The sequence below is a fragment of the Agromyces sp. P1_H4 genome (assembly GCF_056405255.1).
Map to the genome: position 1 here is coordinate 1 of NZ_JBFUCL010000003.1, position 24,351 is coordinate 24,351.

At 69.7% G+C, this 24,351-nt stretch carries 31 protein-coding genes; 18 read left to right on the forward strand and 13 right to left on the reverse strand.

Annotated elements, in window-relative coordinates:
- The first annotated feature begins 305 nt into the window (after window positions 1-305).
- The 3 genes from AC1DY2_RS00485 to AC1DY2_RS00495 are packed head-to-tail and all read left to right on the forward strand — an operon-like array spanning window position 306 to window position 3,486.
- Window positions 306-1,598, forward strand: a complete 1,293-nt coding sequence (locus AC1DY2_RS00485) for a LolA family protein (protein WP_476760619.1) — start codon at window positions 306-308, stop codon at window positions 1,596-1,598.
- 12 nt (window positions 1,599-1,610) lie between these two features.
- A complete protein-coding gene (locus AC1DY2_RS00490; protein WP_476760620.1) occupies window positions 1,611-2,597 on the forward strand; it encodes an ABC transporter ATP-binding protein in 987 nt (328 codons plus the stop codon).
- Window positions 2,598-2,601: 4 nt separating this feature from the next.
- A complete protein-coding gene (locus AC1DY2_RS00495) occupies window positions 2,602-3,486 on the forward strand; it encodes an ABC transporter permease (protein WP_476760621.1) in 885 nt (294 codons plus the stop codon).
- Window positions 3,487-3,516: 30 nt separating this feature from the next.
- On the opposite strand, the gene AC1DY2_RS00500 is transcribed toward AC1DY2_RS00495, so the two are convergent.
- Window positions 3,517-4,056, reverse strand: coding sequence for a nucleoside/nucleotide kinase family protein (locus tag AC1DY2_RS00500; RefSeq protein WP_476760622.1), 540 nt, complete (start codon window positions 4,054-4,056; stop codon window positions 3,517-3,519).
- 116 nt (window positions 4,057-4,172) lie between these two features.
- On the opposite strand from AC1DY2_RS00500, the gene AC1DY2_RS00505 reads away from it, so the two are divergent.
- Together AC1DY2_RS00505 and AC1DY2_RS00510 are read left to right on the forward strand one after the other, a co-directional pair.
- Window positions 4,173-5,624: an FAD-dependent monooxygenase gene (locus tag AC1DY2_RS00505; protein WP_476760623.1), complete on the forward strand. Its 1,452-nt coding sequence runs from the start codon at window positions 4,173-4,175 to the stop codon at window positions 5,622-5,624.
- Between the two features lie 77 nt (window positions 5,625-5,701).
- The gene (locus AC1DY2_RS00510; protein WP_476760624.1) at window positions 5,702-6,568 is read left to right on the forward strand and encodes a GyrI-like domain-containing protein; all 867 of its coding nucleotides are present in this window, start codon (window positions 5,702-5,704) and stop codon (window positions 6,566-6,568) included.
- Window positions 6,569-6,622: 54 nt separating this feature from the next.
- Here AC1DY2_RS00510 and AC1DY2_RS00515 read toward each other — a convergent pair whose 3' ends face one another.
- Window positions 6,623-7,594, reverse strand: coding sequence for a patatin-like phospholipase family protein (locus tag AC1DY2_RS00515; protein WP_476760625.1), 972 nt, complete (start codon window positions 7,592-7,594; stop codon window positions 6,623-6,625).
- 239 nt (window positions 7,595-7,833) lie between these two features.
- Between AC1DY2_RS00515 and AC1DY2_RS00520 the strand changes: the two genes are divergently transcribed.
- Entirely contained in the window at window positions 7,834-8,328 is a 495-nt protein-coding gene (locus AC1DY2_RS00520) for an SRPBCC family protein (protein ID WP_476760626.1), read from the forward strand.
- Between the two features lie 9 nt (window positions 8,329-8,337).
- Window positions 8,338-9,558 carry an amidohydrolase gene (locus AC1DY2_RS00525; protein WP_476760627.1) on the forward strand — a complete coding sequence of 407 codons (1,221 nt, stop codon included), beginning with the start codon at window positions 8,338-8,340 and terminating at the stop codon, window positions 9,556-9,558.
- 69 nt (window positions 9,559-9,627) lie between these two features.
- Here AC1DY2_RS00525 and AC1DY2_RS00530 read toward each other — a convergent pair whose 3' ends face one another.
- Entirely contained in the window at window positions 9,628-10,260 is a 633-nt protein-coding gene (locus AC1DY2_RS00530; RefSeq protein WP_476760628.1) for a TetR/AcrR family transcriptional regulator C-terminal domain-containing protein, read from the reverse strand.
- 103 nt (window positions 10,261-10,363) lie between these two features.
- Between AC1DY2_RS00530 and AC1DY2_RS00535 the strand changes: the two genes are divergently transcribed.
- The 3 genes from AC1DY2_RS00535 (at window position 10,364) to AC1DY2_RS00545 (ending at window position 11,642) form a co-directional block, all read left to right on the forward strand.
- Window positions 10,364-10,609, forward strand: coding sequence for a hypothetical protein (locus tag AC1DY2_RS00535; protein WP_476760629.1), 246 nt, complete (start codon window positions 10,364-10,366; stop codon window positions 10,607-10,609).
- A gap of 45 nt (window positions 10,610-10,654) precedes the next feature.
- Window positions 10,655-11,140, forward strand: coding sequence for a hypothetical protein (locus AC1DY2_RS00540; RefSeq protein WP_476760630.1), 486 nt, complete (start codon window positions 10,655-10,657; stop codon window positions 11,138-11,140).
- Between the two features lie 88 nt (window positions 11,141-11,228).
- Window positions 11,229-11,642, forward strand: a complete 414-nt coding sequence (locus AC1DY2_RS00545; protein ID WP_476760631.1) for a nitroreductase/quinone reductase family protein — start codon at window positions 11,229-11,231, stop codon at window positions 11,640-11,642.
- A gap of 6 nt (window positions 11,643-11,648) precedes the next feature.
- On the opposite strand, the gene AC1DY2_RS00550 is transcribed toward AC1DY2_RS00545, so the two are convergent.
- Window positions 11,649-12,251 (reverse strand): class I SAM-dependent methyltransferase, encoded by a 603-nt coding sequence (locus AC1DY2_RS00550; RefSeq protein ID WP_476760632.1) that lies wholly within the window; start codon window positions 12,249-12,251, stop codon window positions 11,649-11,651.
- Window positions 12,252-12,324: 73 nt separating this feature from the next.
- On the opposite strand from AC1DY2_RS00550, the gene AC1DY2_RS00555 reads away from it, so the two are divergent.
- The 3 genes from AC1DY2_RS00555 (at window position 12,325) to AC1DY2_RS00565 (ending at window position 14,191) form a co-directional block, all read left to right on the forward strand.
- Window positions 12,325-12,951 carry an SRPBCC family protein gene (locus tag AC1DY2_RS00555; protein ID WP_476760633.1) on the forward strand — a complete coding sequence of 209 codons (627 nt, stop codon included), beginning with the start codon at window positions 12,325-12,327 and terminating at the stop codon, window positions 12,949-12,951.
- 5 nt (window positions 12,952-12,956) lie between these two features.
- Window positions 12,957-13,619 carry a DUF4166 domain-containing protein gene (locus tag AC1DY2_RS00560; protein ID WP_476760634.1) on the forward strand — a complete coding sequence of 221 codons (663 nt, stop codon included), beginning with the start codon at window positions 12,957-12,959 and terminating at the stop codon, window positions 13,617-13,619.
- Window positions 13,620-13,732: 113 nt separating this feature from the next.
- Window positions 13,733-14,191, forward strand: coding sequence for a P-loop nucleotide/nucleoside kinase family protein (locus AC1DY2_RS00565; RefSeq protein ID WP_476760680.1), 459 nt, complete (start codon window positions 13,733-13,735; stop codon window positions 14,189-14,191).
- A 28-nt stretch (window positions 14,192-14,219) separates the two neighbouring features.
- Here the strand turns inward: AC1DY2_RS00565 and AC1DY2_RS00570 are convergent, their stop codons facing one another.
- The gene (locus AC1DY2_RS00570; RefSeq protein ID WP_476760635.1) at window positions 14,220-14,861 is read right to left on the reverse strand and encodes a TetR/AcrR family transcriptional regulator; all 642 of its coding nucleotides are present in this window, start codon (window positions 14,859-14,861) and stop codon (window positions 14,220-14,222) included.
- A gap of 128 nt (window positions 14,862-14,989) precedes the next feature.
- Here AC1DY2_RS00570 and AC1DY2_RS00575 point away from each other — a divergent pair, with 128 nt between their 5' ends.
- On the forward strand, window positions 14,990-16,009 hold the full coding sequence (locus tag AC1DY2_RS00575; protein WP_476760636.1) for a hypothetical protein: 1,020 nt from the start codon (window positions 14,990-14,992) through the stop codon (window positions 16,007-16,009).
- A gap of 121 nt (window positions 16,010-16,130) precedes the next feature.
- On the opposite strand, the gene AC1DY2_RS00580 is transcribed toward AC1DY2_RS00575, so the two are convergent.
- Complete coding sequence (locus AC1DY2_RS00580) at window positions 16,131-16,379, reverse strand: SHOCT domain-containing protein (protein ID WP_476760637.1); 249 nt, start codon at window positions 16,377-16,379, stop codon at window positions 16,131-16,133.
- A gap of 105 nt (window positions 16,380-16,484) precedes the next feature.
- On the opposite strand from AC1DY2_RS00580, the gene AC1DY2_RS00585 reads away from it, so the two are divergent.
- Window positions 16,485-16,712 carry a DUF1232 domain-containing protein gene (locus AC1DY2_RS00585; RefSeq protein ID WP_476760638.1) on the forward strand — a complete coding sequence of 76 codons (228 nt, stop codon included), beginning with the start codon at window positions 16,485-16,487 and terminating at the stop codon, window positions 16,710-16,712.
- A gap of 75 nt (window positions 16,713-16,787) precedes the next feature.
- Here the strand turns inward: AC1DY2_RS00585 and AC1DY2_RS00590 are convergent, their stop codons facing one another.
- From AC1DY2_RS00590 to AC1DY2_RS00600, 3 genes are all read right to left on the reverse strand, one after another.
- Entirely contained in the window at window positions 16,788-17,015 is a 228-nt protein-coding gene (locus tag AC1DY2_RS00590; RefSeq protein WP_476760639.1) for an RNA-binding S4 domain-containing protein, read from the reverse strand.
- 45 nt (window positions 17,016-17,060) lie between these two features.
- Window positions 17,061-17,696, reverse strand: a complete 636-nt coding sequence (locus AC1DY2_RS00595) for a hypothetical protein (RefSeq protein ID WP_476760640.1) — start codon at window positions 17,694-17,696, stop codon at window positions 17,061-17,063.
- A 115-nt stretch (window positions 17,697-17,811) separates the two neighbouring features.
- Window positions 17,812-18,168 carry a cupin domain-containing protein gene (locus tag AC1DY2_RS00600; protein WP_476760641.1) on the reverse strand — a complete coding sequence of 119 codons (357 nt, stop codon included), beginning with the start codon at window positions 18,166-18,168 and terminating at the stop codon, window positions 17,812-17,814.
- Window positions 18,169-18,307: 139 nt separating this feature from the next.
- Between AC1DY2_RS00600 and AC1DY2_RS00605 the strand changes: the two genes are divergently transcribed.
- A complete protein-coding gene (locus tag AC1DY2_RS00605) occupies window positions 18,308-18,577 on the forward strand; it encodes a hypothetical protein (protein WP_476760642.1) in 270 nt (89 codons plus the stop codon).
- A 133-nt stretch (window positions 18,578-18,710) separates the two neighbouring features.
- On the opposite strand, the gene AC1DY2_RS00610 is transcribed toward AC1DY2_RS00605, so the two are convergent.
- Both AC1DY2_RS00610 and AC1DY2_RS00615 read right to left on the reverse strand, forming a co-directional pair.
- The gene (locus AC1DY2_RS00610; protein WP_476760643.1) at window positions 18,711-19,358 is read right to left on the reverse strand and encodes a TMEM175 family protein; all 648 of its coding nucleotides are present in this window, start codon (window positions 19,356-19,358) and stop codon (window positions 18,711-18,713) included.
- Window positions 19,359-19,534: 176 nt separating this feature from the next.
- Complete coding sequence (locus tag AC1DY2_RS00615) at window positions 19,535-20,014, reverse strand: MarR family winged helix-turn-helix transcriptional regulator (protein ID WP_476760644.1); 480 nt, start codon at window positions 20,012-20,014, stop codon at window positions 19,535-19,537.
- Between the two features lie 99 nt (window positions 20,015-20,113).
- Between AC1DY2_RS00615 and AC1DY2_RS00620 the strand changes: the two genes are divergently transcribed.
- Window positions 20,114-21,367: an amidohydrolase family protein gene (locus AC1DY2_RS00620; RefSeq protein WP_476760645.1), complete on the forward strand. Its 1,254-nt coding sequence runs from the start codon at window positions 20,114-20,116 to the stop codon at window positions 21,365-21,367.
- A gap of 32 nt (window positions 21,368-21,399) precedes the next feature.
- Entirely contained in the window at window positions 21,400-22,599 is a 1,200-nt protein-coding gene (locus AC1DY2_RS00625; protein ID WP_476760646.1) for an MFS transporter, read from the forward strand.
- 125 nt (window positions 22,600-22,724) lie between these two features.
- Here the strand turns inward: AC1DY2_RS00625 and AC1DY2_RS00630 are convergent, their stop codons facing one another.
- The gene (locus AC1DY2_RS00630) at window positions 22,725-23,366 is read right to left on the reverse strand and encodes an LON peptidase substrate-binding domain-containing protein (RefSeq protein WP_476760647.1); all 642 of its coding nucleotides are present in this window, start codon (window positions 23,364-23,366) and stop codon (window positions 22,725-22,727) included.
- Between the two features lie 101 nt (window positions 23,367-23,467).
- Entirely contained in the window at window positions 23,468-24,289 is an 822-nt protein-coding gene (locus AC1DY2_RS00635; RefSeq protein ID WP_476760648.1) for a C1 family peptidase, read from the reverse strand.
- Between the last annotated feature and the right edge of the window lie 62 nt (window positions 24,290-24,351).

The following is a 24,351-nucleotide window of genomic DNA, read 5'->3' on the forward strand; positions in this document are numbered from 1 at the left end:
GGTCAGGGCCCCGGCGCCGGCGACGGTCGCTGCCGGCGCAGCGGATGCCGGCGCGGCGCCCGCGACCAGGGCTGCGGTCACCACCGCGGCGAGCGAGATGGCGGCGACCCGCGCGGTGCGCGCGGAACGACGACGGACGACATCGGCCATGAGGACCCCCCGAAATGGTCACAGTTCGCGTACGGGCTCACCGTAGCCCCGCGCGAGCGCCGTTGACAACGGGTTGCTGACGCGCGGCACCCGTCGATCCTGTGTGTTCGCCATCGAACGGCGCCGGATGCCGCGGGCAGGCGTAGCCTGAATCCATGCGCCCCCGTGACACCGGGGCCTCCCGCAGGCTCAGCCGCTGGATCCCCGCCATCGCCGCTCCCATCGCGATCGCCGCCGCCGTCGTGCTCGTGCCGATGCAGGCGAACGCCGCCGTCGACCTGCCCGACCTCACGCCCGAGGAGCTCCTCGACCTCGTCGCATCGAGCGACGTCGAGGCGCTGTCGGGCACGATCGAGCAGACCTCCGACCTCGGGCTGCCCGACCTGTCGGGGCTGACCGGCGCAATGGGTGGAGCCGGCGGCGACAGCTCCGGGCAGAACGGCTTCGGTGGGGGTGACGGCGCGTCGGCGACCGACCTGCAGGACCTCCTCGACCTCGCGACCGGCACGCACTCGGCCCGCGTGTACCTCGACGGCTCGAGCGCCCGGCTGCAGGTGCTCGACCAGCTCGCAGAGCGCAACGTCTACGTCTCGGAGGACGGCGCCTGGGTCTACGACTCCCGTGAGGAGGCCGCCACCCACGTGACCGTCGACCGCGCCGCGATCGACGCCCTGAAGGCCGATGCGACGTCGCACGCCGACGAGTGGCAGCAGGAGCTCGAGGCCGAGCTCGGCGCGCCGCTGCCGACGCCCGACGAGGTGCTCGCCCAGGTGCTCGCGAAGCTCGACGAGTCCACCGAGGTGTCCGTCGGCACCGACACCCGGGTCGCCGGCCGCGAGGTCTACGAGCTCGTGCTCGAACCGCGCGACGACGACACGCTCGTCGGCGAGGTGTCGGTGGCCGTCGACGGCCAGAACGGCGTGCCGCTCGCGGCATCCGTCACCGCTCGCGGCGCCGACGAGCCCGCGTTCAGCGTCGCGTTCACGAAGGTGTCGTTCGAGGCGCCGGACGCCTCGGTGTTCGCGTTCACCCCGCCCGAGGGCACCACGGTGACCGAGCACGAGGTGGCCGTGCCGACGCCGGCCGAGCTCGAGCAGTGGCAGGCCGAGGCCGAGGCGAAGGCCCAGGCCGAGGGCAGCGCCGACGCGTCGTCCGCCGAGCCGCAGCCGCAGGTCCTCGGCGAGGGCTGGTCGTCGGTGCTCGTGCTTCCGGCGGGCATGGGCGCAGCGGATGCCGCGGGCGGTCCGGCCGGCTCCGGTGATGCGGATGCCGCGAGCGGCGGCCTCGGCGAGGCATCCGGAATGCTCGACGCGCTCACCGAGCCCGTCGAGGGCGGACGCATCCTGAGCACCTCGCTCGTGTCGGTGCTCTTCGCCGACGACGGACGCGTGCTCGTCGGCGCGGTGACGCCCGAACGCCTGATCGACGCCGCCGCGAGCGGTCGCTGACGGGCGCCGCGCGTGACGGCACTGGCGATCGAGACGCACGGCCTCACCAAGCGCTTCCGCTCGCAGCTCGCCGTCGACGGCCTCGACCTCGCGGTGCCCGAGGGCGCGGTCTTCGGATTCCTCGGCCCGAACGGCTCGGGCAAGACCACCACGATCCGGATGCTGCTGGGTCTCGTCGCGGCGACGGCCGGCGACGCCCGGGTGCTCGGCGCCGACATGCCGAAGCACGTCGACTCGGTGCTGCCGCGCGTGGGCGCCCTCGTGGAGGGGCCGGCGTTCTCGCCGTACCTCTCGGGTGAGGCGAACCTGCGCCGCTTCGACGCCGCCGATCGGCGCGCGCCGCGCCGCACCCGCGCGGCCCGCGTGGCCGACGCGCTCTACCGGGTCGGGCTCTCGCACGCCGCCCGGAAGAAGGTGCACGCCTACTCGCTCGGCATGAAGCAGCGACTCGGCATCGCGAACGCGCTGCTCATGCGCCGCGAGCTGCTCGTGCTCGACGAGCCCACCAACGGGCTCGACCCGCAGGGCACGCGCGAGGTGCGCTCGCTCATCCGAGGGCTCGCCGACGACGGCACGACGGTGTTCGTGTCGAGCCACCTGCTCGCCGAGGTCGAGCAGGTGTGCTCGCACGTCGGCGTGATGAGTGCCGGGCGGCTGGTGGCGCAGGGCACGCTCGACGCGTTCCGCGACGAGGGCGAGACCCAGGTGCTCGTGCGCACGCCCGACGTCGGGCCGGCGCGCGAGGTGCTGGCCCGGCTCGGGCTCGGGCTCGGACTCCGCGATGGGGGCGGCGAGCGCGGCGAGGGCGAGGGCCGCGGCGCTCGCCTCGACGGGAACGCCGACGAGGTCTCGGCCCGTCTCGGCACCGTGGCGCCCGAGACCGTCGTGGCGGCCCTCGTTGAGGCCGGCGTGCGGGTGCGCGGCTTCGAGACCGTGCACGCGAGCCTCGAGCAGCGGTTCGTCGAGCTCACGGGCGAGGGGTTCGACGTTGTCCAGTGAGGCGGTGCCGGCAGGGGCGGTCGAGCGCGAGGCGGAGCCGGCTGCGCCGGCCGCGACGGCGACGGCGCGCCCCGGCGGATCGATCGGCCTCTTCGGCTCCGAGCTGCTCACGCTGTTCCGGCGCCGGCGCACCTGGGCGCTGCTCGGCGCGCTCGCGCTCATCCCGGTGCTCATCGGCGTCGCGATCCGGGTCGCGGGTGACGCCCCGGCAGGGCGTGGTCCGGCGTTCCTCGGGCAGGTCACCGAGAACGGGCTCTTCGTGGGCATGGTCGCCGTCATCGTGGCGACCCCGCTCTTCCTCCCGCTCACGATCGGCGTGGTGGCGGGCGACGCGATCGCCGGCGAGGCCAGCCACGGCACCCTCCGCTACCTGCTCATCGCGCCCGCCGGACGCATCCGCCTGCTCGTCGTGAAGTACCTCGTGGCCGCCGTCTTCTGCGCGGCCGCGGCGCTCACGGTGGTCGTCGTCGGCACGATCGTGGGCTGGGTGCTCTTCCCCATCGGCCCCGTGACGCTGCTCTCGGGCACGACGGTGAGCGTCGGCGAGGGCCTGCTGCGCTTCCTCGCCATCGCGGCCTACGTCACGGTGTCACTGCTCGGGATGTCGGCGATCGGCGTGTTCCTCTCCACGCTCACGACCGTGCCCGTCGGCGCGATGGCCGCGACGGCGATCCTCGCGGTCGCGGCGCAGATCATGGGCGCGCTGCCGCAGCTCGACTGGCTGCATCCGTGGCTCTTCACCGAGTACTGGCTCGGCTTCGGCGACCTGCTGCGCGACCCGCCCGTGTGGGACTCGTTCGTCGACAACGCCGTGCTGCAGGCGGGCTACGTGATCGTGTTCGGCGCGCTCGCCGCCGGCCGGTTCCTCACCAAGGACATCCTGTCGTGACGGATGCCTAGTGCTGCGGCATCCGTTCAGTTAGCGCCCGTCGGGCGTGGCGGAGGTCGGTGCAGGCGCCGGCGCCGTGGTCGAGGCCCGGCGCTCGCCGAAGCTCGGCGGGATCGCGCAGTAGTCGTAGAAGTACCGCTTCGGGGTGGCCTCGTCGGTGACGTCGACGYTCACGTTGACGTTGGTCTTCGGCAGCTCGTCGCCGGCGAGGGTCCACGCGGTGAAGTGCCAGATGCCGCGCACCGCGTCATTGAGCAGGCGGCGGCCGTCGACGACGAGCACCGTCTCGGCGCCCGCCTCGCCCTCCGCCCCGGGCAGCGTGCCCGCCCGGAACGGCTCGACGGTGTCGCGCCGAAGCGTCGCCTCGTCGACGTCGCCGAGCGATCGGCGCAGCACGGTCTGCCCGCGTTCGCGGAGCACGTCGGCGAGGTCGTCCGCGAAGCGGGCCGCAGGCCCGTCGGTGGCACCCTCGACGGCGACGAGCCGTCGCCCGGCCCACGAGTTGTGGAGGAACTCGAGGGCGATCCAGTCGAGCAGCGCGCGCCGCTCGTCGCTCAGCTCAGCAGCCATGGATCAAGGCTACGCCCGCCCTCGGTGCCGGCCACCGGCGGGATCCCACACCGTCACCCAGGAAGTCGGGCGAGCGCAATACGCTGATCACCCGGGGCGGCGGGGAGGGGATGGCGATGGTCGAGGTGATCGTGGTCGGCAGCGGGCCGGCCGGCATGATGCTCGCGGGTGAGCTGGCGTTGGCGGGGGTCGTCCCGATCGTCGTGGAGCGCCGCACGAGCGCGGAGCTCGCCGGATCGCGGGCGGGCGGGTTCCACTCGCGCACGATCGAGCTCCTCGACCAGCGCGGCATCGCCGACCGGTTCCTCGCGGCGGGACGCACGGCGCAGACCGCACGGTTCGGCACCTCCGTGCTCGACATCAGCGACTTCCCCACGCGGCATCCGTACGGCCTCGCGCTCTTCCAGAACCAGATCGAGCCGATCCTCGCCGGCTGGATCGGGGAGCTCGGCGTCCGCATCGAGTACGGACGCGACGTGACCGGCCTCACGCAGGACGAGGACGGGGTCGAGGTCGTGTTCGCTGACGGCGAAATCCGGCGGGCGGCGTACGTCGTCGGCGCCGACGGCGGCCGCAGCGTCATCCGCAAGGCGGCCGGCATCGAGTTCCCGGGCTGGGATGCCACGCGCAGCAACCTCATCGCCGAGGTGGAGGTGACCGAGGAGCCGCCGGCCGGCTTCATCCAGGACGAACTCGGCATCCACGCGCTCAGCCTCATGGACGACGGGCGCAGGTATCGGGTGGTCACGACCGAGCGGCAGCTGGGCGGGGCGGGAGCGGCGACGCTCGACGACCTCAGCGCCGCGCTCATCGCGGTGTACGGCACGGACTTCGGTGTGCACGACCCGACGTGGATCTCCCGGTTCACGGATGCCACGCGCCAGGCCGCGACATATCGCGCCGGGCGGGTGCTGCTCGTCGGCGACGCCGCGCACATCCACTACCCCGCCGGCGGACAGGGGATCGGCCTGGGCATCCAGGACGCGGTGAACCTCGGCTGGAAGCTCGCCCGGGTCGTGACGGGCACCGTGCCCGATTCGCTGCTCGACACGTACCACGCGGAGCGGCATCCGGCCGGGGCACGGGCCCTCGACCTGTCGATGGCGCAGACGGTGCTGCAGCGCAACGACCCGCGCACCGCGGCGCTGAACGGCATCCTCGGCGACGTGATGGCAACGACTCCCGCCCTCGACGAGGTCGCCGCGCGCATCCACGGCCTCGACGTCGCGTACGAGCTCGGCGAGGGGCATCCGCTGCTCGGACGACGGATGCCCGACCTCGACCTCGAGACGACGGCCGGCCCCACCCGGGTCTTCGAGCTGCTGCACCGGGGCGAGCCCGTCCTGCTGAACTTCGCCGAGCCGGGCCGGATCGACGTCGGGCCGTGGTCCGACCGGATGCGCGCCTTGGACGTGCGGTCCTCCGGAGCGTGGGAACTGCCGGTGCTCGGGGAGGTGCCGCCGCCGTCGGCGGTGCTCGTGCGGCCCGACGGTCACGTGGCCTGGGTGGACGAGGGAGCGGGCGAGCCGCTCGCCGCCGCGCTCACCCGCTGGTTCGGGCAGGAGTGAGCCGCGATCGCATCGGACCGGGATTGTCGGGTGCACGCTCTCGGCGACGAGCAGGGTGGATGTTGAAGGGGGACGCCGTGATCGCAGAACTCAACCGGCTCGTCGAGTTCATCGAGGACCACCTCACCGAGGAGATCGACATCGCCGGCCTGGCGGCCGGTCTCGGAACGACCGAGTACCACCTCCGGAGGATGTTCTCGTCGCTCGCGGGCATGCCGGTGTCGGAGTACATCCGACGGCGCCGCATGGCCGTCGCCGCGGCCGACGTGCTCGGCGACGGCGACCTGCTGGGCATCGCAGTGCGGTACGGCTACGGCTCCACCGAGGCATTCAACCGAGCCTTCCGGTCGGTGCACGGCGTCGGTCCCGGCGACGTGCGCCGGAACGGTGGCCCCCTTCRCACGCAACCGCAGCTCAGGTTCCGCCTGACCGTAGAAGGGAACACCACGATGGACACCAGCATCGCCGAACGACCGGCGTTCCGGCTCGTCGGCCACTCGGCCCGTGTGCCGCTCATCCACCACGGCGTCAATCCGCACATCCAGGCGCACATCGCGTCGCTCCCCGCCACCGAGCACGCTCGCCTCAAGGAGCTCGGCGACACCGAGCCTGCCGGGCTGCTGCAGGTGAGCGCCGACGTGGATCCCGACTACGCGGAGGGCACCGAGCTGACCTACCTGCACGGGGTCGCGATCACCGCGACGACGCCCGGCCCCGACGACCTCGACGCGATCGAGGTGCCTGCCGGCACCTGGGCCGTGTTCCGCACGTCGGGTCCCTATCCGGCGGCCCTCCAGGCCACGTGGGCCGCGACCGCCACGGACTGGTTCCCCTCCAACCCGTGGCGGTTGCGGCCGGGACCCTCGATGGTGGCCATCCGCGACCGTGCCGCCGATTTCAGCACGGCGACCTGCGAGCTGTGGCTGCCAGTGGAACGGGCCTAGCGTTCCGCCGTGATGCGGTGGCCCGGCGCTGCGCCACGCCGGGCTGCCGAGTACTCAGCGCCAGAACACGGTGAGCTGGTCGGCGAGCGCCCGGCCCTGCGCATAGCCGCCCCGTGCCGCGGGAAGGCGGGTCGACGGGTCGAGCGCGTTCGCGTTGAACACGTCTCCCGACCCGGCATCCGGGAAGACCGTCTCGACCTCGCTGCCCCCGGCCCGGAGCTCGCCCACCTGGGTGGCGAGGTCCATGCCCCACGCCGGCGGCGTTCGCGACCTGCCGCCGAACGGCTCCAGCACGAGCACCCGGGCCGACCCCGCCGCGAGGTCGGCGTTCGAGCTGCGTCGATAGCCGCCGTTCAGGTACCGGCGCTCGCCGATCGGGTAGGGCGTCATGGCGGAGGTGCTCGCGGCGACCGCGTCGACCAGGTCGATGCCCGAGTGGCGGTCGAACACCACCGGTTCCCCGGTCTGCGCGTCCAGCGCCGGGATCAGCACCGCCTGCTCCGGCCACTCGTGGCTCGGGAGCCGGGCCGCGACGATGTCGCGCCAGCGGGCACCGGATGCCCCGCCGGAGGTGTCGCGCTCGAGCGCGGCGACGCCCATCCGGCGGCGCATGTCCGCGGCATCCGTCGCCGCGGCGATGATCTCGTCGGACCAGTTCATGTAGCCCGGTCCGGAGAGCTGCGCTGGGCGCCCGGCGTCCGATGCGGGGGTGTCGGCCGGTGCCCGCGGCGGCCGCGGCTGCCGCGGCTGCTGCGGCGGCTCGGCGAGGATGGCGGCGTACAGCTCGGCCGGCCGCATGCCGCTGGTGATCTGGGCGGCGACGGTCGAGCCCGCCGACGTGCCGATGATGAGCTCGGCCTCGGTGAGATCGACGCCGGCCTCGCACAGGCCCGCGATGAGGCCGAGTTGCCAGGCGTTGCCGGCCGCTCCGGCGCCGGCGAGCACCAGCGCGCGAGTGGGCGAGCTCGTCGAGTCGTCGGGTGACGTCGAGGGCGGTGTGAGGTTAGAAGGAGGTGTGGTGTGCATGGGAGTCGCCTTTCGCGATGTGCCTGTCGGCGCTCCCGGTTGCGACTACCTCCGTCGCGGCATCGTGGACTGCGGGGGAGCACCCATTACGGATACTGCGTTCATGGGTCTCACCTCCAGCTGGTCGGTCACGATTGCCAGAACGCTAGCACGGCTCGGTTCGGTTCGGCTCGGCTCGTCCTCGCTCGGCTTCACTCGACGGCCGCGGCGCGAGGCTCGTGGGCTGGCAGGATCGAGGCATGGCCAGCTCGTTCACCCTCGTCACTCGCGCGAACGCGCCCGTCGAGCAGCTCTTCGACGTGTCGCTGAGCATCGACGAGCACGTGGCGTCGATGGACCGGTCGGGCGAGCAGGCCGTCGGAGGCGTCGTCAGCGGGTCGATCGGCCTCGGTGAGACGGTGACGTGGCGTGCACGGCACTTCGGCATCTGGTTCACGATGACCTCGCGCATCACCAGCCTCGAGCGACCCCACCGCTTCGTCGACGAGCAGGCGCGCGGTCCGTTCCGCTCCTTCCGCCACGAGCATTCCTTCGCTCCGGATGCCGCGGCCACCGTCATGGTCGACACACTGACGATCGCGTCGCCGATCTTCGGCCGGCTCGCGGAACGCCTCGTGCTCGTCCCATACCTCCGCCGGCTCATCCGACGCCGGAACGCATACCTCCTCGCCGCGCTCGATGCGACGGCCGGCGCTGACCGGGAGTCGCCGTCCGAGGCGAACGGCTGGACATAGGCTGACGGCATGAGCCTCGACCTCGACGCCGTCTATCGCGACCTGCACGCCAATCCCGAGCTGTCGTTCCAGGAGCACCGCACGGCCGGCATCGTCGCCGAGGCGCTCGGCCGATTCGGGTTCGACGTGACCACCGGGATCGGCCGCACCGGCGTCGTGGGCGTGCTCGAGAACGGTGAAGGACCGACCGTGCTGCTCCGCGCCGACATGGACGGTCTCCCCGTGCTCGAGGCGACCGGGCTGCCCTACGCGAGCACCGCGCGCGGCACCGACCCCGACGGCCACGACGTGCCGGTCATGCACGCGTGCGGCCACGACGTGCACGTCACGTGCCTGCTCGGCGCGAGCGAACGCCTCGTCGCCGATCGCAACTCGTGGACGGGCACGCTGGTCGTCCTGTTCCAGCCCGCGGAGGAGTGGGGCGGCGGCGCGCAGGCGATGGTCGACGACGACCTGTACGGTCGCGTGCCCACGCCCGATGTGGTGCTCGGCCAGCATGTCGCGCCCTTCCCCGCCGGCTTCGCCGCCGTGCACGCGGGCGTCGCGATGGCCGCAGCCGATTCGCTCACGGTGCACCTGCACGGAACCGGCGGCCACGGCTCCCGGCCCGAGACGACGGTCGACCCCGTGTACCTCGCCGCCGCGACCACGATGCGACTGCAGGGCATCGTCGCCCGAGAGCTCGCTGCGACGGATGCCGCGGTGGTCACGGTCGGCCAGCTCCACGCCGGCACGAAGCACAACATCATCCCTGCAGAGGCGACGCTCGGGCTCAGCGTGCGCAGCTTCGACGAGCACGTGCGAACGAAGGTGCTGGCCTCGATCGAGCGCATCGTGAAGGCGGAGGCCGCGGCATCCGGTGCACCCCGCGAGCCCGAGATCGTCTTCGACGAGCGGTTCCCGCTCACGGTCAACGAACCGGCCGCGACCGAGCGCACGGCCGCCGCCCTGCGCGCCGCGCTCGGCGACGATCGGGTCATCGATCCCGGTGTCGTCTCGGGGAGTGAGGACGTGGGCATCCTCGCATCGGCGGCGGGCGTGCCGCTCGTCTACTGGTTCCTCGGCGGAGCCGACCCCTCGCTCTTCGGCGACGCGCTCGCGACCGGGCGCATGCCCGACGACATCCCGTCGAACCACTCGCCGTACTTCGCGCCGCTCATCGATCCGACCCTGGAGGCAGGTGTGGTCGCCCTGGTCGCGGCCGCCCGGGAGTGGCTCGGCAGGGCCTGAACGCGCCCGTCGGCGACAGGCGCACGCGGCATCCGCTCGATGCCCTCGGCGGATGCCCCGCCGGCGTCTTCAGGTGGTCGGACCGGCCGTCGCCGTGGCGCCCTCGATGATCACGCTGAGGCAATCGCCGAAGAGGTCGTCGGGAGTCCGGCCGCCTTGGAAGTACTCGCCGATCCCGGCGACCACGGTCGGGTAGGCGTTCGTGAAGGCCTCGAGGTCGAAGTCCTGCGCGGGGTCCGTGGACGGGGGACGCGTCTGCTCCTCGAGGACATGGCCGACGGTGAAGTGCTCGACGGTCAGCACGATCAGCCGGGCCTGTCGCAGTGGAACCTCGCGGGCGACCAGGGAGCTGATCGCGAGCTCGGAGATGGCGGCCATCCGCAGGGAGGCCTGCGACGTCGAGATGATCCGGGCGCCGTCGGGATGCGCGAGGAGCGCGCGACGCAACCGCTCGGCGAGTGCGATCAGCCACCCCTGCCAGGGCTCATCGGGCTTCGGCGGCAGCATCTCGGGGAACTCGGCTTCGAGGATGGCATCGGCGATCGCCGTGATGAGGGACGCCTTGTTGGGCAGGTGCCAGTACAGCGTCGGCTGCTGCACCCCGAGCCGGGCCGCGAGCCTGCGCAGCGTCACGCCGTCGAGGCCATCGGTGTCGAGCAGCGCCAGGRCCTCCGTGACGATCTGCCGTCGATCCAGCGCCACCCGCCCCACCTCCGCGGCCACTCTATCAACGATTGAGGCGTCTCCCTATCGGTGATAGAGTGCGCACGATCACTGAGAGAGACCGCGAGAGGAAGAGGCAACCATGACTGACAAGGGCTCGCTCGTCGACGCACTGCACGAGGCAACGCATCGCATCCCGGGCGTCTCGGGCCATGAGGACCGGCCGTCCGGCCACCACGGCACCACGCATCACTCGCGCACGGCGCAGGCGTCGAACGCGCGGCGCCGCCCGTCCCTCCGCAGGCGGAACCACGCGTCGGCCCGCCCCCCGCGCGTGCTCGTGGCGTGGCAGCGGCGGATCGCGGCGTTCTTCGGCCAGGAGGTGTAGTCGCAGGCTCTCGCCGTCGCCCGCAGAGTGGGACAGAATCAGGCCATGACCAAGGCTGGGCTCGTGCTGGTCGTGACGATCGCGGTGATCGGCCTCTCGGCCTGTGCAGAGAGCGACGGCGGTGGCCGGTCGGATGCCGCGACTGCGACGCCGGTCTCGCCGGCCGCGACCCTCGTGCCGATGACCGGCGACGCGATCCTCATCGAGACCAGGGTCACCGACGCGAGACGACACACGGGCGAAGTCCTCGGTGAGTTGCTCATCGGCGAGTCGGCCTTCTGCTCCGGGGGAGCGAGCAGCGGCTCGAGCCAGGGCCCGACGATCACCACGACGTTCAGCTGCGCGGAGGGCACGCTGACGGTGCAATACGCACCGACCCAACGCAGCCTGGTCCAAGGCGCCGCCTGGATGGTCGTGAGTGGAACCGGCCTCTTCGACGGCCTGCACGGAGGCGGATCCATGGTGGCCGTGTTCGACAGCGAGGACCCCGACTCGGGTCGAGAGGTCTTCACCGGCACGATCACCCCGTGAGCGGGCGCCGCGGTGAGGCCAGCGGATTGGCCGCCGCCGATCTTCGCGGTGTCGGAAGATTCCAGGCGGTGCCCACGTTGTCGCTCGTATGGGTTGGAATGACGACGTCATAGAAACGTTCCGCAGCAGCAAGGGCACCGAGAACTACTGGGGTCCCAAGCTCATCGTCCTGCACTCCATTGGGGCGAAGTCCGGCGAGACGCGCCTGAACCCGGTGGTCGGCTTCCGCAATGAAGACGGCTGGCGGGTGGTGGCGTCGAAGGGCGGCACACCTGAGAACCCGGCCTGGTACCACAACCTGCGCGCGAACCCGTCGTTCGACATCGAGGCGCTCGTCGACGGCGAGGTCGTGACGGTGCCGGTGACGGCGACCGAGATCACGGGCGACGAGTGGCATGACGCGTACAGCGCCATCGCCGCGGAGGCGCCGCAGTTCGGCGAGTACCTGACGAAGACCGATCGCCGCATCCCGGTCCTGCAGCTCACGCCTCGCGAGAACTGAGCGCCTTCAGCGCCGGGCTCGCCGGGCCATGATCGCCGCCTGCGACCGCTGGCCGACGGTCTTCCTGACGTGCGATTCGACGACGTCGAACCCGACGGCGAGGAGGACTTCGCTGAGGTCGTCCACAGGCCAGCGATACGCCGGGATGACGGCGTGATCGAACGGCTCGACCACCGGGCCCTCGAAGAACCCGATGAGCAGGGTGCCTCCGAGGCGGACTGCGCGATGGAACTCCGTCAGCGGGATGCGTATCGCGTCGGGTTCACGGTGGATGAGGGAGTACCAGGCCAGGATGCCGCCGACCGTTCCCGATTCGCAGTCGAGCTCGTCGATGTCGCCGATTTCGAACGGCACCCCTGGGTATTCGCTCCGGGCGCGGCGGATGAATTCGGGCACCTGATCCACGCCGCGGGCCTCATGGCCGAGTCTGGTGAGGAAGTCGGTCCACTGGCCCGGGCCGCAGCCGGCGTCGATGAGGGGACCCTCCACGTCGTGCGCCCAGGTCGAGACGAGCAGTCGATCCGATGGATGCACGGCATCCATCGACCCGAACAGGTCGGTGTACTCCGCTGCCCGCCCCGAGTACGCCTCGCCGACCTGGTTGTTCACACGACGGAGTCTAGGAGGCGGCCGTTGCCCGACCGGTCGAAGGCAGCGGCCGGTCCTCGTCTACTGTCGAGTCGTGCCTTCCCGCAGCATCTACGTCGAGACCGTCATCTCGGCAGACGTGGATGCGGTGTGGACGGCGACGCAGGATCCGTCGCAGCACGTCCGCTGGGACATCCGGTTCTCTGAGATCGCACCGACCGGTGTCACGGACGACGGTGCCGCGCGCTTCGAGTACGCGCGCCGAACGTGGTTCCACTCGGTCCGCGGCACGGGCGTGAGCCTCGGAGAGGTGTCCCGCCCCGGCGGCATCCGCACGTCAGCGCTGCGGTTCTCGACTCGGGATCGATGGTCACCGATCCGTTCGGGGCGCGGGTACTGGCGGTACGAGCCGGTGCCCGGCGGCATCCGCTTCATCACCGGATACGACTACGAGGCCGGCTGGGGACCACTCGACGTGCTCGTCAGGCCGTTGCTCGGGTGGGCGACGGCCTGGAGCTTCGATCGGCTCCGGATCTGGCTCGAGGACGGCCGCCCACCCGAGCGCTGGCCGCTGGCGAGCGTCGCCTGGTTCTGGCGCCCGGATCGGCCGAGGGCGTCGAGGTGCCGGCGTGCGGCCCGGGGCGGCCGCCGACATGCCGACCACTTGAGCTCGGCGCCGGCGACCCTCGCGCAACTGCCCGACCCGGGGGTGACTCGATGATGTCGATGTTCGAGCAGGCGCTCGGTGCTCAGCAGTTCGCGCGGCTGCATCCGATGATGCAGCGCCGGTTCGGCGTGGGACTGGCGCGCGGTGAGGCGTGCGTCGGCCGCGGTGTCATGACCGAGATCCGGCGCGGGCCGTGGTGGACCGTGCCGTTCCTTCAGGTCGGGCGGCTTCGCAAGATCCTGGTGCCGGATGTCGGGACCGACGTCCCGTTCACGATCGAGAACTACCCCTACGTCGACCCGTTCGGCCGCGAGACCGTCACGTTCGTACGCGAGTACGTCGTCGGCGGACGGCGGCGGCGGTTCGACGCGACGATGATCCTCGTCGGGGATCGGATCGTCGACTACCTCGGCACGCACCAGCACCTGGCCGTCGACCTCGACCTCGAGGTCGACGCCGACGGAGGGCTCCTCCTCACCTCGGGTGCGCAGCGGTTCTACGAGGGCGTCGTGGGCTTCCGGTTCCCGATGCTCCTCAGTGGTCGGGCGACGTTGCGCGAGCGATATGACGACGCCGACGAGCGGTTCCATGTCGCCCTCGAGGTGCGCAACGACCGCTTCGGCTTCCTGTTCGGCTACCACGGCAGCTTCACCTGCGAATGGATGCAAGTGGCGGATGCTCCCGCTCGGCTGAAGCCGGTGCGGCACGAGCTGCGCACCTGAGGCGCTTCGCGCGGCGAAACGCGGCACCTGGTCAGCCGTGGCGGTCGGACGAGTAGGTCTCCGCGTACAACCGGTCAGCGGCTATGGTCTGAGTGGTGACCAGAGTCGTTCTCATGTGCGGGCCAGCGGGTTCCGGGAAGTCGACCGTCGCCAGGCGGCTTGAGGCGCAGGGCATGGTGCGCCTCTCGTTCGACAGGGAAGCGTGGCAGCGGGGCATCCGCACGATGCCCCTCCCGGCCGACGTGCACGAAGAGATGGAGCAGGAACTCCGTACTCGCCTCATCGCGCTCGTTGCGGCCAGCGCAGACGTGGTTCTCGACTTCTCGTTCTGGTCCAAGCGTGCCCGTCTGGCGTATCGGGACTTGCTTCGCCCGCTCGGCGTGGTGCCCGAGACGATGTACATCGCGACGCCGCGAGCAGTCGCACTCGAACGCATGGCAGCACGCGGTCATGAGCATGCCGACGACTATGCGCTTCCCGCAGACGTCGCGGCCGAGTACTTCGACCATTTCGAGCCTCCGACTGCCGATGAAGGTCCGCTGACCATCGTGGGCGCCGCCCCGGCGCAATAACTGATCGCGACTGTCCCGCGCCTCGGCGTCATCGACGTTGGGCTGGTGTGGATGCGGATGTCCGGTCGTCTGGCGATTGCGGCGCTCCGAACGTGCGGAGCACGTGCTCGAGGGTCGAGGTGAGGAGTTCCTGGGTCGTCTCGCGAGTGGCCTCGCCGCGCAGCCAGCGGCGGGTCGCGGAACGGTTCAAGCCGGTCCAGCATTCGAGCGCGTAGCGCAGGCGCGGCGAGTCTTCGGCGATGTCGGCGTGGAATGTCGCAACCAGTGCGACGGCGCGCCGCACCAATTCGGCAACCGCGCGCCGCACATCCGGATCGGCGATGTCCTCACCGGGTGCGATCGTGCCGAGGTAGATCCCTCGGTTCTCCTGGGTCCATTCCAGCCACCGCGAGACCGAGTCCTCCACTCGCGCCCGAGCGGTTCGACCGACGGGTGGTCGCAGTTGTTCCTCACGTCCGGCGCCGATTCGTTGCAACAGCGCGAGGTACACCTCTTTACGACCGCCGAAGTAGTGATGGACGAGTCCGCGTGTCACACCAGCGGAAGTCGCGATGTCCTCGATCGAGACCGCCTCATAGCCGCGTTCGGCGAACAGCGTGTTCGCGGCGTCGAGGATCTGGTCGCGCCGCTCGGTGGGGCTCAGGCGAGTGTACGAGGGCGGCCGCTTCATGCTCCCAGCATAGAACAATTGACAAAACGTCAATAACGCTATTAGCATATCGTCAATAACTTACCTGCGCGATGCTGAGCGGTACGTACGAGAGCTGGCTTCGCGCCCATCGAAAGGCACCATCCAGCATGCGCAAGCTCATCATCGGCGGCGTCGTGGCCGCGGCCGCGATCCTCACCCCCCTCGGCTTCGCCTCCTCGGCGAATGCCGCCGTCGCAGTCGACGGCACCGGCACCGGCTTCATCGGCAAGGGCGACGTGCAGACCGCGCTCGGCTACAACAACGCGCAGATGCAGTCCAACGCCGGCTCGCTGACGTTCACGACGTCCCAGGATGCGACTCGGGCCCTCACGCAGGTCGTCACCCAGTCGGGCACGCAGTCCGCCACCCAGTCGGCAGTCCAGTACGGCGTGGAACTCGGCAAGCAGAGCGCCACGCAGGTGATGACCCAGACGCTCTCCTGCGTCAAGACGAACGGCAACAACATTCAGCAGGTCCGCACCGGCACCCGCGACGGCGACCGCACCGCGGAGCGTGTCGGCACTGCGATGGGCACCCGTGATGGGGTGCGCACCGGCACGGCGACTGGCACCCGCGAGGGCACGCGGACCGGCGATGTGACCGGCAAGGTCTCCGCCACCGTCGCCTACGACGCGCGTTCGCGCAACCAGATCACCGGGTTCACCCTGAAGGGCTTCGCCACCGGCGACCCGAAGTTCGTCCCGGACGGCGGCGAGCCCGCCTACGGCCCTGCGTCGTTCGGCGCCTACTCGTTCGGCGCCTACTCGTTCGGGGCGTACTCCTTCTCGGCGTACGAGTTCCAGCCGTACGTGTGGTCCGGCGAGTTCAACTTCGGACCCACCACCTGGGACGCGGAGTTCGAGTCGGACCCGAACGCCAACCCCGACCTCTGCGTCGAGGGCAACAAGAACATCGTCCCCGGCAGTGTCCAGGACGTCGTCACCGAGGGGGCCGTCACCGTGAGCGACGATGTCACGGTTCTCGCCACGCTGAACGCCAATACCGTCGACGGCGAAATCAGCGATGGCGTCGTCACCGACGGCGAACCGGCATACGGAAGCGTGACCTCTGGCGCGGTGACCACGTCCGGCGCCATCACGGTATTCGTCAACGGCAAGGCTCTCTGAGCCACCGCACACCCAGCAGCTCGCCCCGCTTCGGAGGGGCGGGCTGCTTTGGTGTCCGCCCTCGAGCCGCAGTGCGGACCCCCGAGCGGAACTCACATGGGGTGTAGGAGGCTCCCGGCGGTCAGAGCTGACCGAGGATCTCTGCGCGCTTCGCCGCGTACTCCTCTTCGGTGATCTGCCTGTTCACCCGCAGTTGCTCCAGCTCTGCAAGCCGTGCTGTCGCCGGCGCCGGCATGCCCGCCTGCGAAGGTGCGGCAACACGCCTGCTCACGACGACGGCGACGACGATCACAGCCGCCAAGACCGCCGCGACGACCAGCAGTACGGCCAAGATGACGAGGACATGCCAGCCCGCGAATCCGTAACCCATAGGCGCAGGCTACCGGCGCCGGCCACCGGCGGCATCACTGGCGTGTAGCGGTGTCGTGTCCGAATGGTTATCGCGCGCGCGGGTGTTTCGGCGCACACTGGAGGTATGTGGAAGTTCCTCACGGCGATCAAGCATCACGAGCACCGCTTGGCGCCGACGACGTGGGTCGCCGGCATCGCCGCCGTTGCCTACGCGATCGTGCCGATCGACCTGATCCCCGAACTCGTGCTCGGCCCGCTGGGATTCGCTGACGACATCGGCATCTGGACGATCTTCGCCGTGCTCTTCATGCGTGAACAGCGGCGCTGGCAGGACAGCCTCGGACGGGCGTGACCGGGAGAAGCGGTTCCGCGACGATCGATCATCGATTCTGCACGGTGGCCCCTGTCGCCGTTCGTCTCGATGCCCTCACGAACAGACGCGTACCCGACGTCCGTCGAAGCTCACGATGTCGCCGAGCTGCAACTGGCGCCCGCGTCGGCGGTCGACCTCGCCGTTGACGGCCACGTTCCCCTCGGCGATGGCGACCTTCACGTTCCCCCCGGAGTCGAGGAGTCCGGCGAGCTTCAGGAACTGCCCGAGGCGAATGACCTCACCGCCGATCGGGACGTCCTCGATGGGGATCGGGTTCGTCATCCCCGAATGCTAGTCGGGGGAGGCGAACGGAGCGCACCATGGCCGCTACATCGACTGGGTGAGGAAGAAGACGGCGAAGCCGCAGTACGCGATCCAGGATGCCGTCGTGAGGATCGTGTTCGCGAGGATCAGTTTCCACGCCCCACGGCGTTGTCGAATGGCCCGCCGCTCAGACCCGACCACCAGCCGCGAGTAGATCGAGGGCACGTCGACCACGATGGCCAGTACTCCGGAGACCACGGCGAAAGCGCCGAAGGCGAGCAGGCCCCTCTCTCCCAGTAGGCCGGGAGCCGAGCCGGGTTGATCGCTCCAGCCGCCGACCAGGGCCGCGACGAACACCACGAGAGCTGCCAGCATGGCGATCGACGTCGTCAGCGACGCACGCTGCCGGAACATGCCGAAGCGCATGGCATGCTCGCCGAGCTCGGGTTCGCCGGCTGGGCGGGGTTTGTCATCGTGCCGACTCCGCCATGCGCTCACCTCACGCGCGACGACCGCCACGACGGTGTACGGGATCGCGACATACGCGGCCGCCATCCCCACGTACAGGGTCGCGAGCAACGCGGGGGTGAATCCGAAGACCGCGAAACCCACCCCGAGGATCAACAGCGTGATGGCGACCGTCGCGAGCGGGCCCGGACGGCGACCTGCCTGACGCCGCTCGGTCAGTGCATCGGTCACGCAGTCTCCCTGTCGCTCGCTGTCCGGAGTGAAGCCCGATCCGGTCCTCTCATCGTGCCTTGCGAGACGGAATTCCCGGTCGAGAACACCTCGAATCCAGACGCAGCGCGAAGGCTCACACGACCGCGTCGGCGGGCCGACGGTCTCCTCGCGTGTTCGGGGTGCTGATCACGAGGAACCGAGCATCACTGGCACCCGGATTGAAGAACCGGTGCGCCAGCCCCTGGGGTATCTCTACGCCCTTGCCGGGCCCCAACTCGACACTGCCCTCGGCAGTCTGCATCTGCGCTACACCCTCGAGGAGGTAGAAGAACTGCGTGGCCGCGTCGTGCACATGCCACTCCTCGCCTGCACCGGGAGGTACTCGCTCCTCGATGACCGACAAGCCGGGACGGTCAAGCAGTCGCCAACCATCGGACGCACCGCCCCAGACGTAATGTTCGACGTTGGTGATGTCGACCGAGCTGCCCATTGTTCGAGTCTCTCAGATCGCCCCTTCGACGCCCGAGAGATGCGATCGACTCTCTCCGCGTCGATGCACTCGCTGATGCTCAGAGCACCGGTAGCGCGGGTCTCGCGGGCTGCAGCGTGGGGACACGAAATAATGAAGTATGTCTTCCTCTGTCGAACGCCGCTCCAATCCCACTGCATGGGCCGCCTTCTGGTGCGCGCTGGCCGGCCTCGTGCTCATGCCCATCCCCCTCTTCATCGGGCTGATCGTCGGCGGCGGCCTCTCGATCATCGCTGCGGTCCTCGCCGTGATCGCCCTCTTCAAGGGCCTCGCACGCGACGGCAAGGGCATCGCGCCAGTCGTGTTCGCCGCGATCTTCATCGCGCTCACCTGGGCCGGCATCTCGGTCGGCGGGGGCACGATCTGGTAGGTCTCTCGTGCACGCGCTCGCGTCAAGCCGGCAACCGAGGTCATCACCCGCCGAGGCTGACGGGCATTGACCACGTCGTGAGTGCTCCGTAGGACGACGACGGCGACCGTTCATCCACTGGGTCGGCCGCTGTTCAGCCGCCCTTCGGCGAGTTGTCGCTGTCGTGGTCGCGGCCGGCGCCCCGGAGAATGGCGGGCCCCTGGTCGATCCCGTGGCTGGTGAGGCCGTAGAAGGCGGGCAGGAGGAGGAAGATCACCGACGCCACCAGCGGGTTGATGAGGACCCCCGCCGTTCCCGCTGCCAAGTACAGCACCACCCCGACGACGGCCCGGGGGCGCTCACGCGCGAAGTACGAGTCATCCACCTCCTCCTTGGTGAGGTCGGGATGCCGCGCCAAGTGCGAGAAGAACACCAGCCATGACAGGCACAGCAGCGCCCCGATGATCGCGTAGAGCCCGACCGCGACGCGCTCGTCCGCCAGGTTGCCAGTCCTGGCGGTCTCGGCGATGACCGCCGTCGGCCAGGGCACCAGCGCGAGTGTCGCGAGGATCCCCAGATTCGCCCACTGCAGGCCGCGGTCCATCTCCTGGATGCGAGCGAAGGCGGCCTTGTGGTTCAACCAGATCACGGCCAGATAGATGTACGAGGCGGCATACGCCAGATACGTCGGCCACTCTCCCAGCAGGGCGGCCAGCAAGCCACCTGGCTCGGAGTCAGGCGGCCTGAGATCGAGCACGAGGAGCGTGATGACGATCGCGATGATCGCGTCGCTGAACGCCACCGCGCGGCTCGTGTCCGAACGGGTTGCCGTAGTTCCCTGGTTTCGCATGCGGTCTCGTGGATCCCGCCGAGAAGCGCCCTCGGGTCGGAATGCCGCCTACCTTAGGCACGTCCGATCGAGGCCTGGAGGGCCTTCACAGCCATCGACGACGGGAGTACAGTGCGCCCCGCCCGGCGCTACTCCTCGGACGTTTCGCGGCTCGCGGCGGCGACGTACTTGTGGAGCAGTCGGGCGAACTCCAGCCGTTCGTCGTCGTCCCAGTCCTTGGTGATGTATTCGAAGGCGCGGCGCTGCTGCTGCCGGGAGCTCGCGAGCACCTCACGGCCGCGGGACGTGAGACGCAGGGTGATGCTGCGCCCGTCGGTCTGGGAGGCCACGCGTTTGACCAGCCCGTCGGTGACGCACGACGCTGCGAGGCGACTGACTGCGGTTCGTTCCATTCCCATTGCGGCCGCCACCGCGTTGACGCTCAGCATTCCGTCCGACTCCTCGACGATCGCCAGCAAGAGGTCGCGGCGCACGTCGGTTCGAGCCACGGGTGCGTCGATCGGCACGCTGCTCGTGCGCCGCCGCAATCTCGAGAAGGCCGTCCCGATGGACTCGAGCAGTTCCTCGTCGGTGGGGTTGGTCGCGGCAGCGTCGTCGTGGCTCGTCATCGGACCTCCTAGGTATGTGCATTATGCACATATGTGCTATTCTACACGTAGATGAGGCCGCCGCCCGGTGCTCTCTCGTGGATGGATGGAAGAAGTCGTATGCGTACTGCAATTGTCGCCGGTCGGGTCTTCGACGGCACCGAGATCCTCGGCCCGAAGACGGTGGTCATCACTGACGGGCTCATCGAGGCCATCGGTGACCAGACACCCGCAGACGCACAGGTGGTCGAGGCGCCCGGCGCGACTCTGCTGCCCGGTCTCATCGACGCCCACGTGCACACTGATCCCGCAGGGCTGCGTTTGGCATTGCAGTTCGGCGTGACGACGGAGCTCGAGATGCAGGGAGCGAACACTGCCCGGGACCGCACGCACATCACTCAGGATGACACCCTCGCCGACGTGCGTTCCGCCGGATTCGGTCTCACACCTCCCGGCGGGCACCCCGAGGAGCTGTTCCCCAAGGACTTCAACCCCCAGCGAGGCGGTGGCCGTGGGGGCCCCGGTGGCCGTCCCGGCGCTCCTGAACGCGTCGACCCCATCGTGCGCGCGAAGGTCACCACGCCCGAGGAGGCAGTCGACGTCGTCGGTCAGCTCGCCCGGGCCGGCTCGGACTACATCAAGTTCATGGTCGACGACGGCAGCGTGGAGGGACATCCCGGCCTGCCGATGCTCGACCAGGCGACGCTGAACGCCGGGGTCGCCGAAGCCCACAGACTCGGCATGCTGACGGTCGCCCACGCGCTCACCATCGAGGCCACCCAGATGAGCATCGAGGCGGGCATCGACGGCCTGGCGCACCTGTTCATGGACCGTCCGCACACGCCCGAGATCGTCGAGGCCATCGCACAGTCGGGCGCCTTCGTCATCGCCTGCGTGGTGCTCGACGCCTCGATGATGGGCATCACCGGCTCGGCGCTCGCGGACGACCCCCGGGTCGCCGGCAAGCTCTCCCCGGAGTGGGACGCGACCCTGCGCAGCAGCTTCAACCACTACCCGCAGGGTCGGCTCGAAGACGTTCTGGCCACCGTTCGTGCTCTGGAGGCCGCCGGAGTCGACCTCCTCATCGGCACCGACGTGTCCCAGCCGCTGCCCTTCCTCGGTGGTCTCGCGCACGGCGCGAGCGTGCATCAGGAGCTGCAGTACTTCGTCGATGCCGGGCTGGCCCCGACGACGGCGCTCAGCGCTGCCACGGCGGTGACGGCTCGTCGTTTCGGTCTCACCGATCGGGGCACGATCTCCGTGGGCCAGCGCGCCGACCTCCTCCTGGTCGCCGGCGATCCCACCACCACGATCAGCGACACGTTGAACGTGCGCGACGTCTGGCGTCGCGGCATCCGTCAGCCGGCAGCCTGAGGCGCGGGAGGCCGGTCAGTAAACTGCCGAGAATGAACTCGCCGGCGGTCCTTGCACGCGTGTCCGCCGCGCGTGTCGGCGTCGCGATGCTCTTCGTCGCGAACGCGTTGGTGTTCGCGACGATCGTGACCCGGTATCCGGAGTTGAAAGACCGGTTCGACCTCACCGAATTGACGTTCGGCTTGATGGTGGCGTGCGGCCCGCTGGGTTCGATAGTCGGGAGCATCATCGCGGGTCGGCTGGTCGCACGCCTGGGTGCCGTACCAGTTGCTGTGACGTCTTCCGTGCTGCTCGGCGTCTTGCTCACGGTGGCCGGCTTCACGAGCGGGCCGATGATTCTCGGCGCGGTGTTGTTCGTCATCGGCTTCGCGGATGCAACAGGCGACGTCGGGAACAACGCGCACGGGCTTGCGATACAGCGACTGATGGGCCGATCCATCATCAACGGCCTGCATGGGGCCTGGAGTGCCGGGGCGATCGCCGGCGCCCTCCTCGGAGCGGGTGCGCTCCGGTATGCGTTGCCCATCGAGATCCATCTGCCGGCCATGGGAGCGATCATCGTCATCGGCAGTGTCTGTGCGCTCCCGCTTGTGCGCCTGCCCACGGCGCCGTCGTCGCAGACGCGGTCGCCGTCTCATCGGAGAAGTCGGTTCAGTGCGATGCTCATCGCCGCGTGCGCCATAGCCGCCATCGGCGGGTTCCTCGAAGACGTCGGTTCCACATGGGGTGGGGTTTACGTGGTCTCCGAAACCGGCGCCAGCGTCGCCGAAGCAGCGATCCCCTTCGTCGCCTTGATGGGCGCTCTCACGCTGGGCAGATTCACCTCTGATGCACTCGTCGACTGGATCGGATCTGTCGGCACACTCCGGGTCGGCTCGGTGGCCGCCCTCGTCGGACTGCTCACCGCTACCTTCGCGCCCGAGACGTGGGTCGTCGCCGTTGGACTCGGGATCCTCGGCCTGGGGATCGCTCCAATGATCCCGCTCGCGATGGATGCCGCCGACCGGGCTCCCGGCCTCGATACCGGCGCAGGCCTGGCGGCCGCGGCGACCGTGATGCGAGTGGGCCTCCTCGCCTCGCCGTTGCTGGTTGGAGCGCTCGCCGAGTGGGCCGGCCTTCGGGTGGCGATCGCCGCCTGCCTGCTCGTTCCCGCGGTGGCGCTGGTACTTGCGGGATCGGTGCGCAACGCCGAACCGGTCGCAGCCTCGGGCGTACCCGACGTCAATCGCTGAAGCATGGGCGGCAACCCCCACGCCAGTTCGTGGGACGACGCCTGACCGACGTCTCGGTCGTCGAACTCGCTTTCCTGACCCGCACCTGAGATCTCAGCCTCCGTCCGCTCAGATTCGCCTTCAACCTAGAGGGCGCCGTCATCCTCGTCGCGGGCATCGGCGGCGCGGGCGATGAGCACGGGCTCCTCCTCGAGGCAAAGATCGATGATGCCGCGGAGAAGTCCTCCGAGGCTGGTCGAGTTCAGCAGACGGAATCGGTCGTACTCGCCGAGCGGAGCGATCGCGGCGAGCTGCCAGGCGGACTCAACCGGATCGTCGGAAAGGGTCGTCCCGGGATCCCATCGAGCCTCATCGAGCGCAGAGGCGAGGGTAGCGAGGCGGCGCACCACCTGCTCCGCTTCGCGCTGGAGCGGTGCGAGCGCGTCGTCCCAGACGAGCGGGTCCAGCGTCGACACGTCGGCCACCGGGTGCGGGTCGTCCTCGTGCCAGCTGTTGACGGAGATCCGCTCCCCGCCAACCGCGACCACGTAGACGTCCGCCGCGTCCGCCTCGATTTGCAGGATGCGCGCCATCGTGCCGATCGAGGCGCGCTCATCGCCACCGCCGGCCTCAAGCCCGCGCTCGATGAGCACCACCCCGAATTCAGGGTCTTCGTGGTCGAGCAGATGTCCCATCATGGTGAGGTAGCGCGGCTCGAACACCCTCAGCACCAGCGGTGTGTATGGGAACAGCACACTGGCCAGCGGGAACATCGCCACGCCATCCATGGGCACCAGTCAATCAGCCGCACCCCTTCTCAGCACGGCTGTCATGACCCTTGCGGGCGGGATTCAACCCCATGGGCCTGATCGGCGATCGGTTCGCGGAGCTATTGAATCGCTGTGATGTAGACGGCTGTGCCTTGCGCGAGCGCCTGAAACGTCTGGTAGGCCATCCAGACATATCCGTCGCTTCCCCAGTCGGAACCGAAGCTGTTCTGGATCAGCACCGCCTGTGTCGTGTCGTCATAGCCGATGATCAACATGCAGTGCCCGACCAGTTGGTCGTTTGGCTTCGTCGCGATGATGCCGTTGCCGATGTAGGGATTGGGCGTGCCGTCGTACTTGGCGAAGTCGGTGTAGAGCCGCGAGCCGTAGGCGAGCGCGAACCCCTGAGAGATGATGTTGCGGATGTTGTTCAGCCCGGTCTCGCCGAGCACGCTGACGTTCGACCACGCGGTCGGCTGGAAGTTCGTATCGGCGGAGAGTTGCGCAGTGCCGTATGCGGCCCAGACTGCGTCGCAGGCGCTGGAACCGGGCGCGGGCTCGGGAGCCGCCTGCATCGACGGTGTGCCGCCATTGCTCTTCAGGAATTTCAGGCAGGCGATGATCTGGCCGCCGGTGCACGTGTCGACAGGGATGTCGGACTGCCCCAGCATCTTGACATACGTGTAGTAGGGACTCGCTTGCTGCGCGCTGGATTGGGGATCGGTGATCAGCCCTGCCTGCGCCGCGGCGAAYGTGGTGAGGCCGTAGGTTGAAGACCAGACGAAGCAACTCGGCGTGTCCTGTTTTCCCACGGGCGGCAGGAAGGCGGCGTTCACCATTGCGCTGGGCGGCAGCGCGCCCACGGCTGGTGGCACACTCACCGGGCCGGGTTCAGGCACGGCGGGGTCGTACCCGTAATCCATCGTGTCGTGGATCGTGGCCATTGGAGACTCCCTCGTCGGTTGCAGGCTGGAGACCCGCAAGGGCTAGGTTACGCAGCGCGAGA

Excerpts from the sequence above, each read along its gene's own strand:
- AC1DY2_RS00485 (WP_476760619.1), top strand. The coding sequence starts at position 306 with ATGCGCCCCCGTGACACCGGGGCCTCCCGCAGGCTCAGCCGCTGGATC.
- AC1DY2_RS00505 (WP_476760623.1), top strand. The coding sequence starts at position 4,173 with ATGGTCGAGGTGATCGTGGTCGGCAGCGGGCCGGCCGGCATGATGCTC.
- AC1DY2_RS00515 (WP_476760625.1), bottom strand. The coding sequence starts at position 7,594 with ATGCACACCACACCTCCTTCTAACCTCACACCGCCCTCGACGTCACCC.
- AC1DY2_RS00520 (WP_476760626.1), top strand. The coding sequence starts at position 7,834 with ATGGCCAGCTCGTTCACCCTCGTCACTCGCGCGAACGCGCCCGTCGAG.
- AC1DY2_RS00525 (WP_476760627.1), top strand. The coding sequence starts at position 8,338 with ATGAGCCTCGACCTCGACGCCGTCTATCGCGACCTGCACGCCAATCCC.
- AC1DY2_RS00535 (WP_476760629.1), top strand. The coding sequence starts at position 10,364 with ATGACTGACAAGGGCTCGCTCGTCGACGCACTGCACGAGGCAACGCAT.
- AC1DY2_RS00540 (WP_476760630.1), top strand. The coding sequence starts at position 10,655 with ATGACCAAGGCTGGGCTCGTGCTGGTCGTGACGATCGCGGTGATCGGC.
- AC1DY2_RS00545 (WP_476760631.1), top strand. The coding sequence starts at position 11,229 with ATGGGTTGGAATGACGACGTCATAGAAACGTTCCGCAGCAGCAAGGGC.
- AC1DY2_RS00560 (WP_476760634.1), top strand. The coding sequence starts at position 12,957 with ATGTTCGAGCAGGCGCTCGGTGCTCAGCAGTTCGCGCGGCTGCATCCG.
- AC1DY2_RS00565 (WP_476760680.1), top strand. The coding sequence starts at position 13,733 with ATGTGCGGGCCAGCGGGTTCCGGGAAGTCGACCGTCGCCAGGCGGCTT.
- AC1DY2_RS00570 (WP_476760635.1), bottom strand. The coding sequence starts at position 14,861 with ATGAAGCGGCCGCCCTCGTACACTCGCCTGAGCCCCACCGAGCGGCGC.
- AC1DY2_RS00575 (WP_476760636.1), top strand. The coding sequence starts at position 14,990 with ATGCGCAAGCTCATCATCGGCGGCGTCGTGGCCGCGGCCGCGATCCTC.
- AC1DY2_RS00580 (WP_476760637.1), bottom strand. The coding sequence starts at position 16,379 with ATGGGTTACGGATTCGCGGGCTGGCATGTCCTCGTCATCTTGGCCGTA.
- AC1DY2_RS00585 (WP_476760638.1), top strand. The coding sequence starts at position 16,485 with ATGTGGAAGTTCCTCACGGCGATCAAGCATCACGAGCACCGCTTGGCG.
- AC1DY2_RS00590 (WP_476760639.1), bottom strand. The coding sequence starts at position 17,015 with ATGACGAACCCGATCCCCATCGAGGACGTCCCGATCGGCGGTGAGGTC.
- AC1DY2_RS00600 (WP_476760641.1), bottom strand. The coding sequence starts at position 18,168 with ATGGGCAGCTCGGTCGACATCACCAACGTCGAACATTACGTCTGGGGC.
- AC1DY2_RS00605 (WP_476760642.1), top strand. The coding sequence starts at position 18,308 with ATGTCTTCCTCTGTCGAACGCCGCTCCAATCCCACTGCATGGGCCGCC.
- AC1DY2_RS00615 (WP_476760644.1), bottom strand. The coding sequence starts at position 20,014 with ATGACGAGCCACGACGACGCTGCCGCGACCAACCCCACCGACGAGGAA.
- AC1DY2_RS00620 (WP_476760645.1), top strand. The coding sequence starts at position 20,114 with ATGCGTACTGCAATTGTCGCCGGTCGGGTCTTCGACGGCACCGAGATC.
- AC1DY2_RS00625 (WP_476760646.1), top strand. The coding sequence starts at position 21,400 with ATGAACTCGCCGGCGGTCCTTGCACGCGTGTCCGCCGCGCGTGTCGGC.
- AC1DY2_RS00630 (WP_476760647.1), bottom strand. The coding sequence starts at position 23,366 with ATGGATGGCGTGGCGATGTTCCCGCTGGCCAGTGTGCTGTTCCCATAC.